The sequence below is a fragment of the Pseudomonas kilonensis genome (assembly GCF_001269885.1).
Taxonomy (GTDB): domain Bacteria; phylum Pseudomonadota; class Gammaproteobacteria; order Pseudomonadales; family Pseudomonadaceae; genus Aquipseudomonas; species Aquipseudomonas kilonensis.
The window spans coordinates 1-16,663 of sequence record NZ_LHVH01000030.1; the positions used below are offsets into that span (position 1 = coordinate 1).

The window sequence follows — 16,663 nt, forward strand, 5'->3', positions numbered from 1 at the left end:
TCGCGGGCAAGGCGTGCGTCCACACTGAAGATCGGGGTGTTCACAGATCCCGCCTTCACCAAAAATCCCCTGTGGGAGCTGAGCTTGCTCGCGATAGCGGTGGGTCAGCTTGCAGCGATGTTGAATGTGCCGCCGCCATCGCGGGCAAGCCTTGCTCCCACACTGAATCTCGGGTGTTCACAGATCCCGCCTTCACCACAAATCCCCTGTGGGAGCTGAGCTTGCTCGCGATAGCGGTGGGTCAGCTTGCAGCGATGTTGAATGTGCCGCCGTCATCGCGGGCAAGCCTTGCTCCCACACTGAATCTCGGGGGTTCACAGATCCTACCTTCACCACAAATCCCCTGTGGGAGCTGAGCTTGCTCGCGATAGCGGTGGGTCAGCTTGCAGCGATGTTGAATGTGCCGCCGCCATCGCGGGCAAGCCTTGCTCCCACACTAAATCTCGGGGTGTTCACAGATCCCGCCTTCACCAAAAATCCCCTGTGGGAGCTGAGCTTGCTCGCGATAGCGGTGGGTCAGCTTGCAGCGATGTTGAATGTGCCGCCGCCATCGCGGGCAAGCCTTGCTCCCACACTGAATCTCGGGTGTTCACAGATCCCGCCTTCACCAAAAATCCCCTGTGGGAGCTGAGCTTGCTCGCGATAGCGGTGGGTCAGCTTGCAGCGATGTTGAATGTGCCGCCGCCATCGCGGGCAAGCCTTGCTCCCACACTGAATCTCGGGTGTTCACAGATCCCGCCTTCACCACAAATCCCCTGTGGGAGCTGAGCTTGCTCGCGATAGCGGTGGGTCAGCTTGCAGCGATGTTGAATGTGCCGCCGCTATCGCGAGCAAGCCTTGCTCCCACACTGAATCTCGGGTGTTCACAGATCCCGCCTTCACCACAAATCCCCTGTGGGAGCTGAGCTTGCTCGCGATAGCGGTGGGTCAGCTTGCAGCGATGTTGAATGTGCCGCCGCTATCGCGAGCAAGCTCGCTCCCACAGGGTTTCTGTTCAGTTCAAGATTGAGGCTCAGCCTGTCACCAACTGCCGCACCGCGACGATTTCCGGCAGGTCGCTGCGGGCCATGTACACCCGCAAAGGTTCGCAAAGATTGATCCGGTCGTCGATGTTCTGGTCCAGCAGCAACTGGATGCGCTCGCGACTCAAGGCCATGGTGCCGTCTGCCACAGGGGCCCAGACAAATTCGCAGGTGGGGATAATGCCGTCGTCGGCCACGTCCATGCCGAAAGCGTCTTCGCTGAACCGCACGATGTATTGGCCGGTCTTGCGGTTCAGGCCAACAAAACCCTTGAGCTGGTCGGCGGCCTGGCAGATGAATGTCGAAGTGGTGCGCATGGTAAACCTCATGGATACGTCCCTCGGGACGTCTGATCGATGGTTTACACGCAGGACAAGCGAACACAGAATTTAAGGTCTCCCTCTGCCGGGGAAACTGATGCGACCGAGATTACCGTAGACCTGCTTGAAAAGCATCACAACAGAGGTATCCGTCGCAGTTTCGATTAATCGAGCTTGATGAACCGGGCAGAGTCGAAAGGAGATCGACCGGCCCGGACCATCAGGTTGATACCTCGTTATGGCCTGAAGATTGGATGGACCAGTTCTAATGAGGCTTGCTCATAGGCATAGGCAAACCCCAACAACCCGGCGTCTCCCCACATGGAACCGATAAACAATATAGAAGTTGGCTCACCGCTCTGCTCCACACCGGTCGGTACGGTGATAATAGGATAGCCAGCAATTGCCGTACTCGGCTGGGCTATACCGTCAAGGTCAGCCACCATGGCATCCAGCGTGTGATCGCGGAATTGTGTGTCAATCATATTTTTAAAACTGACCTGTATCGGCTGCCATAGAGCATTGATTTCCTCTTCATTCAACGTTTGCGCATTGATTTGCTCAAGCATCCGCTGGCCATAGTTCTCTTGCACCGGATTTTGCTCGTTGAAATCAATCAAATGGTCAATAGTCGCAATTGGCAAACCGCTACGCGTATTCAAGTAAGCCTGCAATTCGAGCTTCATCCCCGCCATCATCACCTGAAAATAATTACTAATATCCGGCAAACTTAAAGTCACCGGGACCAGAGTAGCTCCATTACCCTGAACGGTTTTCAGTGCTGCGCAAAATTGAGGGCTGAGGTCGTGCACCATCCCGTTACCTAAATCACATTGCGAACGATCCAGGGTCCTTATAACGGGGGGTAACAGTGGAAAAGTACCACTGAATCTTTGTCCCTCATCCAAAACCACGCCAATCCGTTTCCCTTGCAACGCCTCGGTCGTTAAAGCGCTGGTGTAATCGGTGCCTTGCGGAGCATCCGCGGTAGGTGGGTCGGTGGGGTCGGTGCCTGCCAACTGGTTCAATAGCAAAGCGACATCGTAAACCGTGCGGGCCATCGGCCCCGGGGTATCCTGCCGCCGGGTAATTGGAATGACACCCGAGCGACTCACTAACCCAAGACTGGGTTTGAAACCAACGACCCCATTGGCGGCGGATGGGCAGATGATCGAGCCATTGGTCTCGGTGCCCACCGAAATCGGCGCAAAACCTGCAGCCAGGCCGGCAGCCGAGCCGGAGCTGGAGCCACACGTACCTGCGCTTAACACGTGGGGGTTGAGTCCTTGTCCACCTCGGCCGCTCCAACCCCGCGGCGCTCCCGAGTCCCTCATGCCAGCCCATTCGCTCATGTTCGCTTTGCCCAGGATAATGGCGCCGGCGTCGCGTAGCTGCTCGATGACGAACGCATCTTGCGCGGCCGGCACCCCTACCATCGCCAGTGAGCCGGCGGAAGTCTGCATCTGGTCCGCCGTGTTGATATTGTCTTTGATTAATATAGGTATACCGTGCAATGGACTTCGAACGTTACCGCTCGCACGCTCACCGTCGCGTAACGCGGCATCTGCCAAGGCTTGGGGATTCAGTTCAAGGACAGCCTTGAGATGGGGGCCTTCTTTATCCAGCGCCTGGATCCGGTTGTTCAGATAATTCACCAGTTCCACTGAAGTAAGCTGATTGTCAGTCAATCGTTGATTGAGTTCCGTGACGCTCAAGTACTCATACGCCTGCCCGGCATCTTCCGTTGTTTTCGCCTGGGCGTGGACAGCGCACGCGATCAACGATAAAAATCCGAGCTTAGCCATCCACAATGTGCATCGTATAGTCATGTTAGTCCTTGATATGGAGAATACGAGCGAGCCGTTTCGCTCTGCTGCTCATGGTAAGAGCCGAAAACAACAGAGACACCGTTAGAACTGTTAAGGCGTATTGCTTGTTTTTAGCCACGTCAGACAAACCGGGAAACTACAGCTATTCACGGCAGTTTCTGCGAGCTAATCGCTGCGGACCAGGAAGTGTCTTGTAAATATTTAGAAAGTCGCCGCAGGCGCTCGCCGCTTTCGATGCCAGAAAAAATCCGCTGAGACAAACGGTCTGCATAGCCGCCAAAGGCGAGGAAAAAATCTGCTTCGAGAAAGATTATGTCGGTCTAGCGATAGCGCCGAATGCGTTCAATTGTTAAAAGAGAGGTCTTTGCAAATCACGAAAGGATTTCGAGTATGCCTGTCACCTTCACCCGCACCGCCTTGATGCTGAGCCTGTTGCTCGGCTTCGGCCAGGCCCAAGCGTCCGAGGCCCCGAACCCCAAGGCCTTGGCAGCCCTCCAGGGCATTCCGCACCCCGCCGTGATCGCCCACCGCGGCGCCTCGTTCGACGCGCCGGAATCCACCGCTGCCGCCTACAAGCTGGCCCGCGACCTGGGCGCCGACTACCTGGAACTGGACCTGCAACGCAGCAAGGACGGCGTGTTGTTCGTCCTGCATGACGACAGCCTGCTGCGCACCACGGATGTCGCGGTCAAATTCCCCGAGCGCAAGGGCAGCACCGCCAACGAATTCACCATGGCAGAGCTCAAAACCCTCGATGCCGGCAGTTGGTTCAACACCGCTTACCCGGACCGCGCGCGCCCTTCGTTCGCCGGCCTGAAAATCCTGACCCTCGATGAAGTGATCAATATCGCCGAGGGCAACCCGCAGCAAAAACCCGGGCTGTACATCGAAACCAAGGCGCCGAAGCTGTTCCCCGGCATCGAGCGCGACCTGAAGGACAAACTGCAGGACCGCGGCTGGCTGAGCCCGGCCGGGTCGAAACTGGCCAAGCGGGCCACGGGGGTCGGCCAGGGCAAAGGCAAAGTGGTCTTGCAGACCTTTGAAAAGAGCAGCCTCGAACTGCTGCACAAAGAGATGCCGAAGGTGCCGAAGATCCTGCTGTTGTGGGTGGGCGAAGGCAACATCGAGCCCAAATCCAAGGTGCCTTTCGCCGAGTCCGGCGAAACGGACAAGGCCGCCTATTACGCCAAGCAGGAACCCAAGGACAAGGCTGAATTCGAAAAATGGATTCAGTACGCCAAAGCCCAGGGCGCCATTGGTACCGGGCCATCCGCGGCGTTGACCCATGGCGGCAGCCAGAGTTACGCGGACCTGGTGCAGCCGTGGATGAACCAGTACACCCATGACCAGGGTCTGCTGGTGCATGTCTACACTGTTGATGAGCCGGTGGACTTCAAGAAAGTGATGGATGCCGGCGTGGATGGCATTTTCACCAATCGGGCCAGTGAGTTGCTCAAGTACTTCAAGCGTCCCGAAACAGGCGGTGTGGCGCAACTATTGGAGAAGAACGGTTACTGAAAGATCAGGACCGGGTCGGTGCAGTCGCTGCAAGTTTTCCGAATTAAGGGTGAATTAAGTTGCCACAGATAATCTGAGCCCACTTAAACGAATCACCCTTTAACGACACCAAGGAAAGACCTATGAAAACGTTGACTGCCCTGTTTACCGCTGCCGCCCTGACCCTCACCGCTGGCCTGGTCCAGGCGGATGTTCGCGTCGATCAAATTCCTCAACTGGTCAAGGAAGGCAAGATCAAGTCCCTTGAATCGATGAACGAAGAAGCCCTGAAGTTGCACCCGGGCGCGACCATCACCGACACCGACCTGGATAACCACTTCAACGGTTATGAATATGAAGTCGAATTGAAAACCGCCGACGGCAAAGAGTTTGATGTTGATTTCGATGCCACCACCGGCAAAGTCTTGAGCAACAAGCAAGACACTTGATCCATCAGCAAAAAAAGAGCCGCGCAACCTTAGGGTTGCGCGGCTCTTTTGCGTTTATCAATACCTGTCGCGAACGACCGTCAGGCACTCAACCGCGCCGTCACTTCATTCAACTGTCCTGACAAACCGTGCAAATCCCGACTGGCCGCTTCGGTGCGCTGCACATTGTCCTGGTTAGTGCTGGCAATGCAGGTGATTTCAGTCAGGTTGCGGGAAATGTCTTCGGCCACGGAAGTCTGCTCTTCGGCTGCAGTGGCGATCTGGCGATTCATGTCGCGAATCGCTTCGACAGCCTGGGTGATGCGTTCGAGCATCACACCGGCCTGGGTCACTTGCTCCACACTTTCTTCACTGCGCGACTGCCCGCTCTCAATGGCATGGGCCGCGTCCACCGCACCCGTTTGTACAGTCTGGATAATCTGGTTGATCTCGATGATCGACGAGGCCGTGCGCTGGGCCAGGCTGCGTACCTCATCGGCGACTACCGCGAAACCGCGCCCCGCCTCCCCCGCCCGCGCGGCCTCAATGGCAGCATTGAGGGCCAGCAGGTTGGTCTGTTCGGCGATCCCGCGGATCACCTCCAACACCTTGCCGATGCGCCCGCTGTCGGTTTCCAACTGACGGATGACCGTGGCTGTGTTGGCGATCTCGCCGCGCATCCGGGTGATGGTGTGGATGGTCCCCTGCATGACCTTCCCGCCCTGTTGCGCCGATTGATCGGCGTCATCGGCCGCCTGCGCCGCGTCGGCGGCATGACGGGCCACTTCCTGGGCCGTGGCGGACATTTCGTTCATCGCCGTCGCCACCTGATCGGTGCGTTCGAATTGCTCGCTGGTGCCCTGGCTCATCAGGCTGGCGATGGAGTTGAGTTCACCGCTGGCACTGTCCAGTTCCGTGGCACTGCGTTGCAGGCGGGTAAAGGTTTCGGCAAGGAAATCACGCAACGTGTTGGCCGCTACCGCCAGATTGCCCAGCTCGTCCTGACGGTTGCTCGTCACACGCTCGGCGAAACGCCCCTGACTGAGTCGGGTCACGTAGTCGATCAGGTTACGGATCGGCTGAACCAGGTTGCGATTGACCAGCCACAGGCTGAACAACCCGATCAGCACGCCCGACACCAGCATGATCACGGTGCCCAGCATAATCGTGCGATCGGCACCGGCACTGATCAGCGTCGATTGCTCGGTGCCCAGCTTGCGCAGCTCCACCACCAGCGCGCTCATTTGCTCACTGGCCGCACGGTCCACGCCCTTGACCGCCGCATCACCCGCCGCCGCATCGCCACCGGAGGCGACAAATGCGTCACGGCCCTTTTGGTAGGCGACGCCCAACTGACGATGTTCATCGCGCAGGGTCTCGATACGCGTCTTGATCGGCGCCGGCACGCCTTCACGCCCGCTCAACTCACCAAGGAGGCCTTGGACATCACGCTGACGCTCCTCGAACTGCTTCCAGTATTTATCCAGGTCCGCCGGCTGCTTGCCGCGCAGCAGGACGTTTTTCCATTCCTGCACCTGCACCTTGAACTGCAGGTTGGCCTCGTCAATCAACTGCGAGGCACGCAACGGCCCATCGATCAGGTTGCGATAGTTCTGGACACCATTGGAAAGGAAATGAAAGGACGCCAGGGCGATCAGCAATATCGCCAGCAGGCTGCCGCTCAACAGGGCGAGAATCTGGGCTCGAAGGGATTTTTGTAGAATCATGGGGAGCAATCTCTAAGCAAGGAGAACAGGAACGACGTCCCGACCTCCATGTCCGCAACACACCGCGTCGCCCCCCCAATACGGGGGATATGCACATACCATCGGCCTGCGCGGGGCATTCTTGAACCTTGGCGACGGCCGGTAGCGCCAGCTTGGCAGTGCGAAAGGAACTGTCACAAAACCATCAAGAAAGCTTGCGAAGATGGCGTTCAAGTGAACCTGTAGCCGCCACAGGCACTTCCCGCCAGCGAGACTTCATGAACCACAGCATCGATCAAAGCCACCGTGATCCGGACCTGTTCGGCCTGCTTTACGGGTTCCGTTTCCGCCCCGGCGAACGCGGGCAGGAGATCGATTCGGCCCAGGCCTTACGGAGCCTGCAACACCCGCAAGACTCGGATGAGTTCCTCTGGCTGCACTTGAACCTGGCCCACGCTGCGTGCGAGCGCTGGATGAAAGGTCACCTGGCCCTGCCCCAGGAGTTTTTCGAAGCCTTGCACGAAGGCTCGCGCTCGACCCGCATCGAGCATGTCGACTCGGCGTTGCTGGCCGTGGTGAACGATGTCGTGTTCAACCTCAGCAACATGGTGTCCTCGGATGTCTCCACATTGTGGGTTTGCGTGCACAGTCGATTGATCGTCAGCGCGCGGCTGCAACCCCTGCACTCGGTCGACAAGCTGCGCTCGTCGGTGAAGGCCGGCGAGTGCTTTCGCTCGCCAGTGGAATTACTCGTGCACTTGCTGCGCGACCAGGGCGAAGTGCTGACCCAGATCGTGCGCAAGACCAGCCTGAGCGTCGATCAGGTCGAAGATCAGTTGCTGTCCTCGCGCCTGTCCACCAACCGCGCCGAGCTGGGCAGCAACCGCCGGGTGCTGGTGCGCTTGCAGCGCTTGCTGGCCTTGGAGCCGGGTTCATTGCTGCGTCTGCTCAACCGCCCGCCGCAATGGTTGCAGAAAGAAGACGTCAAGGAGCTGCGCAAATCCACCGAGGAGTTCGCCCTGATCATCAACGACCTCACCGCGTTGAGCGAACGGATCAAGCTGCTCCAGGAAGAAATCGCCGCCAACCTCAACGAACAAAGCAACCGCACCCTGTTCACCCTGACGGTGGTCACGGTATTGGCGTTGCCCATCAACATCATTGCCGGTTTCTTTGGCATGAACGTCGGTGGCGTGCCGCTTGCCGGCGATCCCGAAGGCTTCTGGATCCTGGTGGCGCTGGTGGCAACCTTCACGCTAATTGCCGGCCGCTGGGCATTTCGCAAGCGACGTGACTATTGAACATGACGTGTCTAGACAATCCCTTTTGTCGGCCCAACGGGATTTAAAAGTCTTTTTGTCATTTCTCCTGCTGTATCCTGCCCAGGCTTTGTAAAAGCGCGGATCTACCAGATCTATCCACAGACTTTGCGAGGAGCGCGATATGCACGAGATCCCTAATCTCCCCTTCCCAAGCCTGCACGACACTGAGCAGACGACCACGCTACGAGCCGCAGGGCAACCAGACGCCCAGCAACCCGAGCCCAAAGAAGCCACTGAACGCCGCCAGGCCGACAGCGAAGACTGATTGACCCGCACCACCAGACCGTGTGGAAAGCGCTAAAATGCGCTTTCCACACGGCCTGAATCCCGAGCCCTCCATGACCGATGACACCCCTCCCTTCAGCGAAGCCCAGGCCAGCGTGCTGATCGGCACTGCCGAAAAAATGGTCGAGATCTGGACCCGCCTTCCTGCCGAGAAACAAGCGGCCCTGCTGGCGCGCTTTGGCAGCGAAGAAAACGCCATTGCCGCACTGGTGACCACACGCCTGGTCAGCGGTGAGAACGGCAACTGAACCACCGTTGGGCAAATAGTTTTACTTTTCCCCGCCCTGATCCCACGGTCACCGTTATCATAAGCAGCCTATCTATCCTGCTGCTCCGTGGACCTTTACCCCATGTCAGATTCCCAGCGCCCCCTGGCGGTCACGCTGCAAGTCGTTTCCATCGTCCTGTTCACCTTCATCGGCTATCTGAATATCGGCATTCCCCTGGCCGTGCTGCCCGGGTTCGTCCACGGCGAACTGGGCTTCGGCGCGGTGATCGCCGGGTTGGTGATCAGCGTGCAATACCTGGCCACCCTGCTCAGTCGTCCTTACGCCGGGCGAATCATCGATAACCTGGGGAGCAAGCGCGCGGTGATGTTCGGCCTCGCCGGCTGCGGGCTGAGCGGTGTGTTCATGCTGGTGTCTGCCTGGACGTCCCACCTGCCCACGTTCAGTCTGATCAGCCTGCTGATCGGTCGCCTGGTGCTCGGCAGCGCGGAAAGCCTGGTCGGTTCCGGTTCGATTGGCTGGGGCATCGGCCGAGTCGGCGCGGCGAATACCGCCAAAGTGATTTCCTGGAACGGTATCGCCAGTTACGGCGCGCTGGCGATCGGCGCACCGCTGGGGGTATGGCTGGTCAATGCGCTGGGACTGTGGAGCATGGGCGTGAGCATTATCTTGCTCGGTTTGCTGGGGTTGGCATTGGCCTGGCGCAAAACCGCCGCGCCCATCGTCACTGGCGAACGCCTGCCGTTCATGCACGTACTGGGACGTGTGCTGCCACACGGCTGCGGCCTGGCCCTGGGTTCCATCGGGTTTGGCACCATCGCGACCTTCATCACCCTGTACTACGCCACCCAGCACTGGGACAACGCCGTGCTGTGCCTGAGCCTGTTCGGCGCCAGCTTCATCGGCGCGCGCCTGCTGTTCGGCAACCTGATCAACCGTCTGGGTGGCTTTCGCGTGGCGATTGCCTGCCTGTCGGTGGAAACCCTGGGCCTGTTGCTGTTGTGGCTCGCACCGGATGCCCACTGGGCCCTGGCGGGCGCGGCGTTGAGCGGTTTCGGCTTTTCCCTGGTGTTTCCGGCGCTGGGCGTGGAAGCGGTCAACCTGGTGCCGGCCTCCAGCCGCGGGGCGGCGGTGGGCGCTTATTCACTGTTCATTGATTTGTCGCTGGGGATCACCGGACCGCTGGCCGGTGCGATTGCCGCCGGCTTCGGTTTTGCCTCGATCTTTCTGTTCGCCGCACTCGCGGCCCTGGGCGGGTTGGCATTGAGCGTCTACCTGTACCGACAGGCGCCGAGGCATCGCCAGGAACGGGAGAAAAGCTAGAAGTCCACCTTGCCGCGCCCGGCCTTGATCGAGCCGCGCTTGGTCTTGGATTCCAGGCGACGCTTTTTCGAACCCAGGGTCGGTTTGGTCGGACGGCGCTTCTTTTCGACCTTGGTGGCGCTGAGGATCAGTTCGCTCAGGCGCTCCAGGGCATCGGCCCGGTTCTGTTCCTGCGTGCGGTATTGCTGGGCCTTGATGATCAATACACCGTCGCTGGTAATGCGACTGTCGCGCAGCGCCAGCAGCCGCTCCTTGTAGAACTCGGGCAGCGACGAGGCCGGAATGTCGAAGCGCAAGTGCACGGCGCTGGAGACCTTGTTGACGTTCTGCCCCCCTGCCCCCTGGGCGCGGATGGCCGTCAGCTCGATCTCGGCGTCCGGGATGTGCACGGTGTTGGAAATGACCAGCATGGAAAGTGTCCGGTATCAGGACCCACAGGATACCCGAAACAGCTGGAATGAAGATTGCGAGAGCCTGACCTGTGGAATTGGTCTGTGGGAGCAAGGCTTGCCCGCGATGCAGTCACCTCGGTGCAGCTGATGGACCGAGGCGATGCCATCGCGGGCAAGCCTTGCTCCCACAGACCTTGTTCCCAGAGTTCTTGCTTCCAGAGTTCTTGCTTCCACAGGATTTGTGTCTTGCCTGAAACGACAAACCCGGCACTTGGCCGGGTTTGTTGTATTTCAGGCTGGCTTACTTGGCAGCAGCCGCCACCGCCAGTTCATGCCGGGCACTGCGCTTGTTCTTGATCACGTAGCACACCCACATGAACACCACCCACACCGGAATCGCATAGACCGATACCTGGATGCCGGGGATCAGCAGCATCACGCCCAGGATGAACACCACGAACGCCAGGCAGAGGTAGTTGCCGTACGGGTACCACAGCGCCTTGAACAGCGGCGTCTGGTGGGTCTGGTTCATGTGCTGGCGGAACTTGAAGTGCGAGTAGCTGATCATTGCCCAGTTGATCACCAGGGTCGCGACCACCAGCGACATCAGCAACTCCAGCGCATGTTGCGGGATCAGGTAATTCAACAGCACCGCCACCAGCGTGACCGCCGCCGAGGCGAGGATCGAACGCACCGGCACGCCGCGCTTGTCGATCTTGGACAAGGCCTTGGGTGCATCGCCCTGCTCGGCCATGCCCAGCAACATGCGGCTGTTGCAATAGGTGCCGCTGTTGTACACCGACAGCGCGGCGGTCAGCACGACGAAGTTGAGGATATGCGCCGCGGTGTTGCTACCCAGCATCGAGAACACCTGCACGAACGGGCTGCCGCTGTAGGCGTCGCCGGAAGCGTTGAGTGTGGTCAGCAGGCTGTCCCAAGGGGTCAGGGACAACAGCACCACGAGCGCACCGATGTAGAAAATCAGGATCCGGTAGATCACCTGGTTGATGGCCTTGGGAATCACGGTTTTCGGTTTATCGGCCTCGGCGGCGGTGAAACCGAGCATTTCCAGGCCACCGAAGGAGAACATGATGATCGCCATGGCCATCACCAGCCCGCTGACGCCGTTGGGGAAAAACCCACCGTGGGACCACAGGTTGGTCACCGACGCTTGCGGCCCGCCGTCGCCACTGACCAGCAAATAGCTGCCCAGGGCAATCATGCCGACAATCGCCACGACCTTGATGATCGCGAACCAGAACTCGGCCTCGCCAAAGACTTTGACGTTGGCCAGGTTGATGACGTTGATCAGGATGAAAAACGCCGCCGCGGACACCCAGGTCGGAATGTCCGGGGCCCAGTAATGGATGTACTTGCCGACTGCAGTCAGTTCGGACATGCCCACCAGGATGTAGAGAATCCAGCAGTTCCAACCCGACAGGAACCCGGCGAAACCGCCCCAGTACTTATGGGCAAAGTGGCTGAAGGAACCGGCCACCGGCTCTTCGACGATCATTTCGCCCAACTGGCGCATGATCATGAAGGCGATGAAGCCGCAGATGGCGTAGCCCAGGATCATCGACGGGCCGGCTGATTTCAGCACCCCCGCCGAGCCGAGGAACAGGCCGGTACCGATCGCGCCACCGAGGGCGATCAGTTGAATGTGGCGATTTTTCAGGCCGCGTTTCAGCTCGCCCGAATGGGTATTTTCTACAGCGGTCATGCGTCACCTATTTGTTTTTATCTGTGACGAAATCGAACCCGACACGTTTGTGGCGTGGCGGAGTGAACAAGGCGGATAACCTTGAAAATGCGTGGGTACGCGAAGGGTCACAGTAAAACGCCGCGCATTGTACACTGCGGCCCTCCTGCTGCCAGACACCACCGGATCAGCGTCTCCCCCCGCACTTCAGGTATGGCCCGCATCTGACCCTTCCCGTTGGCCTGAAACAAGCGCTGCGAAGTATCAAAAAACGCGTCAAACCGGGGCCCTCGGCAGCTTTTTCTTACAGCCACCCTAAACGCCGATAGCGGCCCGTTCACAAGGCAAAAATCGTCAGCATTCCTTTACGGTGCGTAACGCAAACTTTCCAAAGAGGAAATTTCCGTAGGCTGACTGCAAATTGACGGTAGGTAGCTACCTATTTAAAAAAACACCCAGGCGGCTGTTTTTGAATGAGTAATGTTGTCACTGAAAATGGAACAAAAAGTTCATACAAAAAAAATAAAAATTATTTTTTTGCAATCCAAAAAACCCTCGACTAGGTTTCCACCGACTTGCCAAGGCATCGTGCCGACAAGTTCTGCGGTGCCGTTGCCGGCCTGTTTCCATTCGCCGAATCGACCCGCAAATTTCCGTAAAAGTCATCTAGGAGATTCACTATGCAAGCACTGGACAAAGACTTGGAAACCGAACTGCAACTGGACGAATGGTTTGAAGCCCCAACCCATGAAGCCGCCGTTGAAATGATGCAGGCCGACGCCGTCGTTCCGTTCGGCACGGCGATGTGGCCTCTGTAGGCACCGCCCGGCGGAGGCGATCCGGCCGGTCGACTCCGCCACTAGTTGCCGGCTGTCAGGGACGTTAAATGAACTTGTCAGGGAAGAAAAAGCATGGACACACAACGAGCCATCTCACATTTCCTTTACTACCTCGAACACCATCCCGCCCTGGCCGGCATCCAACCCGCCAAGGTGTTGCTCGGCCATACCGCTGACTACGAAGCGCTGACCGGCGCCATTGCCGAGCAGGCGGGCAGCGGCTCGCCCTTCCGGTTCAGCGCCATGCGCCTGGACCTTGAACCCACGGAACGCCTGTCCAAGGCCATTGCCGACAGCGATCTGTATATTTTCTTCTACGACTCCTCCACCTTGCCCAACCCTCGCCCCGACGGCCCGGACTTTGTCCGCGCGCTGCAAGGCGTGATGGCCGACAACTGGAAGAAATCACTGCTGTTCAAGGACTACGGCGACTACTTCTACGACACCTTCAGCGTGATTCCCCAGCGTATCGCCGGGCTCAACAGTCACCTGATCCGGCGCATGTCCCAGGCGACGACCTTGAGTTTCCAGGATGACCACGGTTCGTATTTCGACACCGCCCTGGGCGGCGTGAAAAAATGGACCGACATCAACGGCCTCGGCAACTACGACCTGGCCCCCGGCGAAATCGCCACCCACAGCGACACCATCAATGGCCGAGTGAATTTCGTCGGCACCTTCCTGAGCACCATCCCGTTCGCGCGCAAATACGGCGTGCTGCAATCGCCGCTGGAGCTGTGGATCGAAGACTCCACCATCCAGAAAATCGCCACCGACGTACCGGGCCTGGAGCACGACTTCAACAAATACCTGGACGCCAACCCGTCCAACCGCCGCATCGAGGAACTGGGGATTGGCACCAACGAAGGGGTCAAGAGCCTGTACGCCCGCAATGCCGGTTTCGAAGAACGGCATTGCGGCCTACACCTGGGGCTCGGCGGCGGGGCCAAGGGCAGCCATCACCTGGATCTGATTTTCGAGAAGGGGATGTTGGCGCTGGATAATGAGCCGATGTTTGATGGGCGGTTTGTGCTTTAGAGGTGGCTGCGAGGCTACTGGCCTCTTCGCGAGCAGGCTCGCTCCCACACTGGATCGCCGGTGATCACAAATGCTATGTCCACTGAAGATCAAATGTGGGAGCGGGCTTGCTCGCGAAGGCGGACTCACCTGCGCCCCATCACTAAAGCCTGCTCAAAAAAAACGCCAACCCGAAGGTTGGCGTTTTTCATGGGCGGCTGCCGATCACTCCGGCTTACGACGCCCAAACCCCGGACGCTGTCCCGAACCTGCCGGTGCACCACGGCGTTTACCCGATGGCGCATCGCGGTCGGCCAGGATGATACCCGGGCGTTTTTTCGGCGCTGGCTTGGCCGGGCGCTTGGTGTCGACCGGGCGATCGGCGACTGGCGTACCGCGACCAGCCGGGGCACCGCGACCTTCGCCGCGCTCAGTGCGACCATTGGCCGGACGCGGCGTGCGTGGACCCCGCTCGCCGTCCTGACGGGGTGCAGGCTTGCGGGCCGGGCGTTCGCCTTCGATCTGCGGCTCGCGCGAAGGACGCGGGCCAGTCGGCGCACCTTCAGCAGCCGGACGCAGCGTACGCACGCGCTCGGTCTTGCCCATCGGGCGCGAGGATTTACGCTGCATCCGCTCCAGCTTGTCCTTGCTCTTGGCGGTCATCTGCGGCATTGCCACCGGCTTGAGGCCCACTTCGGCCGCCAGGATGTCGACTTCGTACTGGCTCATTTCGCGCCAGCGGCCCATCGGCAGGTCGGAGTTGAGGAACACCGGGCCGAAACGCACGCGCTTCAGGCGGCTGACCACCAGCCCCTGGGATTCCCACAAACGCCGCACTTCACGGTTACGGCCTTCCATCACCACGCAGTGGTACCAGTGGTTGAAACCTTCACCGCCAGGCGCCTGCTTGATGTCGGTGAAACGCGCCGGGCCGTCTTCCAGCACAACGCCGGCCTTGAGACGCTCGATCATCTCGTCGTCGACTTCGCCACGCACACGCACGGCGTATTCGCGGTCCATCTCGTAGGACGGGTGCATCAAGCGGTTGGCCAGTTCACCGTCGGTGGTAAACATCAGCAAACCGGTGGTGTTGATGTCCAGGCGACCGATGTTGATCCAGCGGCCTTCTTTGGGACGCGGCATCTTGTCGAACACCGTCGGACGGCCTTCCGGGTCGTCACGGGTGCAGATCTCGCCGTCGGGTTTGTTGTACATGATCACGCGGCGCACCGTTTCGGCGGCCTCTTCGCGCTTGATCACCTTGCCATCGATGGTGATGGCGTCGTGCATGTCGACACGCAGGCCCAAGGTGGCATCTTTGCCGTTGACCTTGATCCGGCCCTGGGTGATCCAGGCTTCCACGTCACGGCGCGAGCCGACGCCGATACGGGCGAGGACTTTTTGCAGCTTCTCGCCTGCTGGGCCGATTTCCTGGCTGTCGTTCTGGTCTTGGTCTTTCATTCTGGGCACCTCCCGGTGTGGTCGGGTCAGGCTTGGCCTGACGCTTTGAAAACGGGTCTTCGACGAAGGGATCGCCAAAGGGTCGCGAATCATACGCTCGTTGAGGCGATTGCGCATCAGAGACTAGCTGATCAACCAGCGCCCGGCGCTTTTTCCGCCGACCGGTGGCTCCCGGTTGGCGCTCATGATGCATTGCATCATCCATGTGGGAGCGGGCTTGCTCGCGAAGAGGGCGTGTCAGGTTAATCAGTGCTAGCTGACCCACCGCCTTCGCGAGCAAGCCCGCTCCCACAGGAGTTGTGGTGAATCAGCAATATCGGCGACAAAAATCGGATCAATCGTCGAACTGGCGCCGTTCGTTTTCAATCGCTTCAGCCAAGGCCCGGGCTTCGGCTTCTTCGTCGCTCAGTTCCGGCTCGGGTTCGCGTGGTTCAAGGGCGGCGACGGCGGCCAGCAGTTTTTCCCGGGCTTCGGCAACGCCGAGGATATCTTCTTCCGGCTCTGGCTCAGGTTCCGACTCGCTGTCAGGCTCTGGCAACTCATCCGACTCATCCTCAGGCCCCGGCCCCTCACGCAGCAGGTCATCGAAATCGGTCTTCAAGCCCTCCTCCATGGTGTCCAGCTCCAGCAACAACGAGTGGAAACTGGTCTCTTCCTTCGGTTCCTCAGGCTCGGCACTGGCATCGGCCAATTCCTGCAGACCCTGGGGCACCGGGGCGTCGTCGAACTCCAGCATCGGTTCGGGTTCCAGCTCCCGCAGTTCGGCCAGCGGCGGCAGGTCATCCAGGTTCTTCAGGTTGAAGTGATCGAGAAAGGCCTTGGTGGTGGCGAACATCGCCGGTTTGCCCGGCACATCGCGATAGCCGACGACGCGGATCCACTCGCGCTCCAACAGCGTCTTGACGATATGGCTGTTGACCGCCACGCCGCGCACATCTTCGATCTCGCCGCGGGTGATCGGTTGGCGATAGGCAATCAATGCCATGGTTTCGAGCATGGCGCGGGAGTAGCGCTGCGGCCGCTCCTCCCACAGGCGCCCGACCCATGGCGCAAACTTCTCGCGGATCTGCAGGCGATAACCGGACGCCACTTCCTTGAGTTCGAAGGCCCGCCCCTCGCAGGACTTGCCCAACAGCGTCAGGGCTTTCTTGAATACGGCCGGCTCAGGCCGCTCGCCTTCTTCGAAAAGTTCGAACAAGCGCTCCATTGATTGCGGCTTTCCCGAGGCCAACAGGAAAGCTTCAAGCAAGGGGGCCAGCTCGCGGGGTTCAGTCAGATTCATTGATTTGCTCG

15 protein-coding genes are annotated in these 16,663 nt (G+C 59.4%); 8 read left to right on the top strand and 7 right to left on the bottom strand.

The features are described from left to right. Positions 1-1,012: 1,012 nt before the first annotated feature. Both AD662_RS21940 and AD662_RS21945 read right to left on the bottom strand, forming a co-directional pair. A complete protein-coding gene (locus tag AD662_RS21940; RefSeq protein WP_053189729.1) occupies positions 1,013-1,339 on the bottom strand; it encodes a DUF2025 family protein in 327 nt (108 codons plus the stop codon). Between the two features lie 239 nt (positions 1,340-1,578). After that, positions 1,579-3,147 (bottom strand): amidase family protein, encoded by a 1,569-nt coding sequence (locus AD662_RS21945; protein WP_235862365.1) that lies wholly within the window; start codon positions 3,145-3,147, stop codon positions 1,579-1,581. 414 nt (positions 3,148-3,561) lie between these two features. Here AD662_RS21945 and AD662_RS21950 point away from each other — a divergent pair, with 414 nt between their 5' ends. Further along, on the top strand, positions 3,562-4,689 hold the full coding sequence (locus AD662_RS21950) for a glycerophosphodiester phosphodiesterase (RefSeq protein WP_053189731.1): 1,128 nt from the start codon (positions 3,562-3,564) through the stop codon (positions 4,687-4,689). A 122-nt stretch (positions 4,690-4,811) separates the two neighbouring features. Then, the gene (locus tag AD662_RS21955; RefSeq protein WP_053189732.1) at positions 4,812-5,117 is read left to right on the top strand and encodes a PepSY domain-containing protein; all 306 of its coding nucleotides are present in this window, start codon (positions 4,812-4,814) and stop codon (positions 5,115-5,117) included. Between the two features lie 80 nt (positions 5,118-5,197). Here the strand turns inward: AD662_RS21955 and AD662_RS21960 are convergent, their stop codons facing one another. After that, positions 5,198-6,823, bottom strand: a complete 1,626-nt coding sequence (locus AD662_RS21960) for a methyl-accepting chemotaxis protein (protein WP_018604549.1) — start codon at positions 6,821-6,823, stop codon at positions 5,198-5,200. A 257-nt stretch (positions 6,824-7,080) separates the two neighbouring features. Between AD662_RS21960 and AD662_RS21965 the strand changes: the two genes are divergently transcribed. From AD662_RS21965 to AD662_RS21975, 4 genes are all read left to right on the top strand, one after another. Beyond that, positions 7,081-8,103: a transporter gene (locus AD662_RS21965; protein WP_018604547.1), complete on the top strand. Its 1,023-nt coding sequence runs from the start codon at positions 7,081-7,083 to the stop codon at positions 8,101-8,103. Between the two features lie 142 nt (positions 8,104-8,245). Beyond that, positions 8,246-8,389 (top strand): hypothetical protein, encoded by a 144-nt coding sequence (locus tag AD662_RS29565; protein WP_018604545.1) that lies wholly within the window; start codon positions 8,246-8,248, stop codon positions 8,387-8,389. Positions 8,390-8,426: 37 nt separating this feature from the next. Continuing rightward, positions 8,427-8,657, top strand: coding sequence for a hypothetical protein (locus AD662_RS21970; protein ID WP_074849453.1), 231 nt, complete (start codon positions 8,427-8,429; stop codon positions 8,655-8,657). 102 nt (positions 8,658-8,759) lie between these two features. Continuing rightward, a complete protein-coding gene (locus AD662_RS21975; RefSeq protein ID WP_018604541.1) occupies positions 8,760-9,959 on the top strand; it encodes an MFS transporter in 1,200 nt (399 codons plus the stop codon). Here AD662_RS21975 and arfB read toward each other — a convergent pair. Continuing rightward, entirely contained in the window at positions 9,956-10,369 is a 414-nt protein-coding gene (gene arfB / locus AD662_RS21980) for an alternative ribosome rescue aminoacyl-tRNA hydrolase ArfB (protein ID WP_053189733.1), read from the bottom strand. The genes AD662_RS21975 and arfB overlap by 4 nt on opposite strands. A gap of 283 nt (positions 10,370-10,652) precedes the next feature. After that, the gene (locus AD662_RS21985) at positions 10,653-12,074 is read right to left on the bottom strand and encodes an amino acid permease (RefSeq protein WP_053189734.1); all 1,422 of its coding nucleotides are present in this window, start codon (positions 12,072-12,074) and stop codon (positions 10,653-10,655) included. A gap of 659 nt (positions 12,075-12,733) precedes the next feature. Between AD662_RS21985 and AD662_RS29570 the strand changes: the two genes are divergently transcribed. Then, positions 12,734-12,871 (top strand): hypothetical protein, encoded by a 138-nt coding sequence (locus tag AD662_RS29570; RefSeq protein WP_003178782.1) that lies wholly within the window; start codon positions 12,734-12,736, stop codon positions 12,869-12,871. A gap of 93 nt (positions 12,872-12,964) precedes the next feature. Beyond that, positions 12,965-13,930, top strand: coding sequence for a M29 family metallopeptidase (locus AD662_RS21995; protein WP_053189735.1), 966 nt, complete (start codon positions 12,965-12,967; stop codon positions 13,928-13,930). 204 nt (positions 13,931-14,134) lie between these two features. Here the strand turns inward: AD662_RS21995 and rluB are convergent, their stop codons facing one another. Then, positions 14,135-15,370: a 23S rRNA pseudouridine(2605) synthase RluB gene (rluB, locus tag AD662_RS22000; RefSeq protein ID WP_024617296.1), complete on the bottom strand. Its 1,236-nt coding sequence runs from the start codon at positions 15,368-15,370 to the stop codon at positions 14,135-14,137. A gap of 334 nt (positions 15,371-15,704) precedes the next feature. Continuing rightward, a complete protein-coding gene (gene scpB, locus AD662_RS22005; RefSeq protein WP_053189736.1) occupies positions 15,705-16,652 on the bottom strand; it encodes an SMC-Scp complex subunit ScpB in 948 nt (315 codons plus the stop codon). Positions 16,653-16,663: the final 11 nt, after the last annotated feature.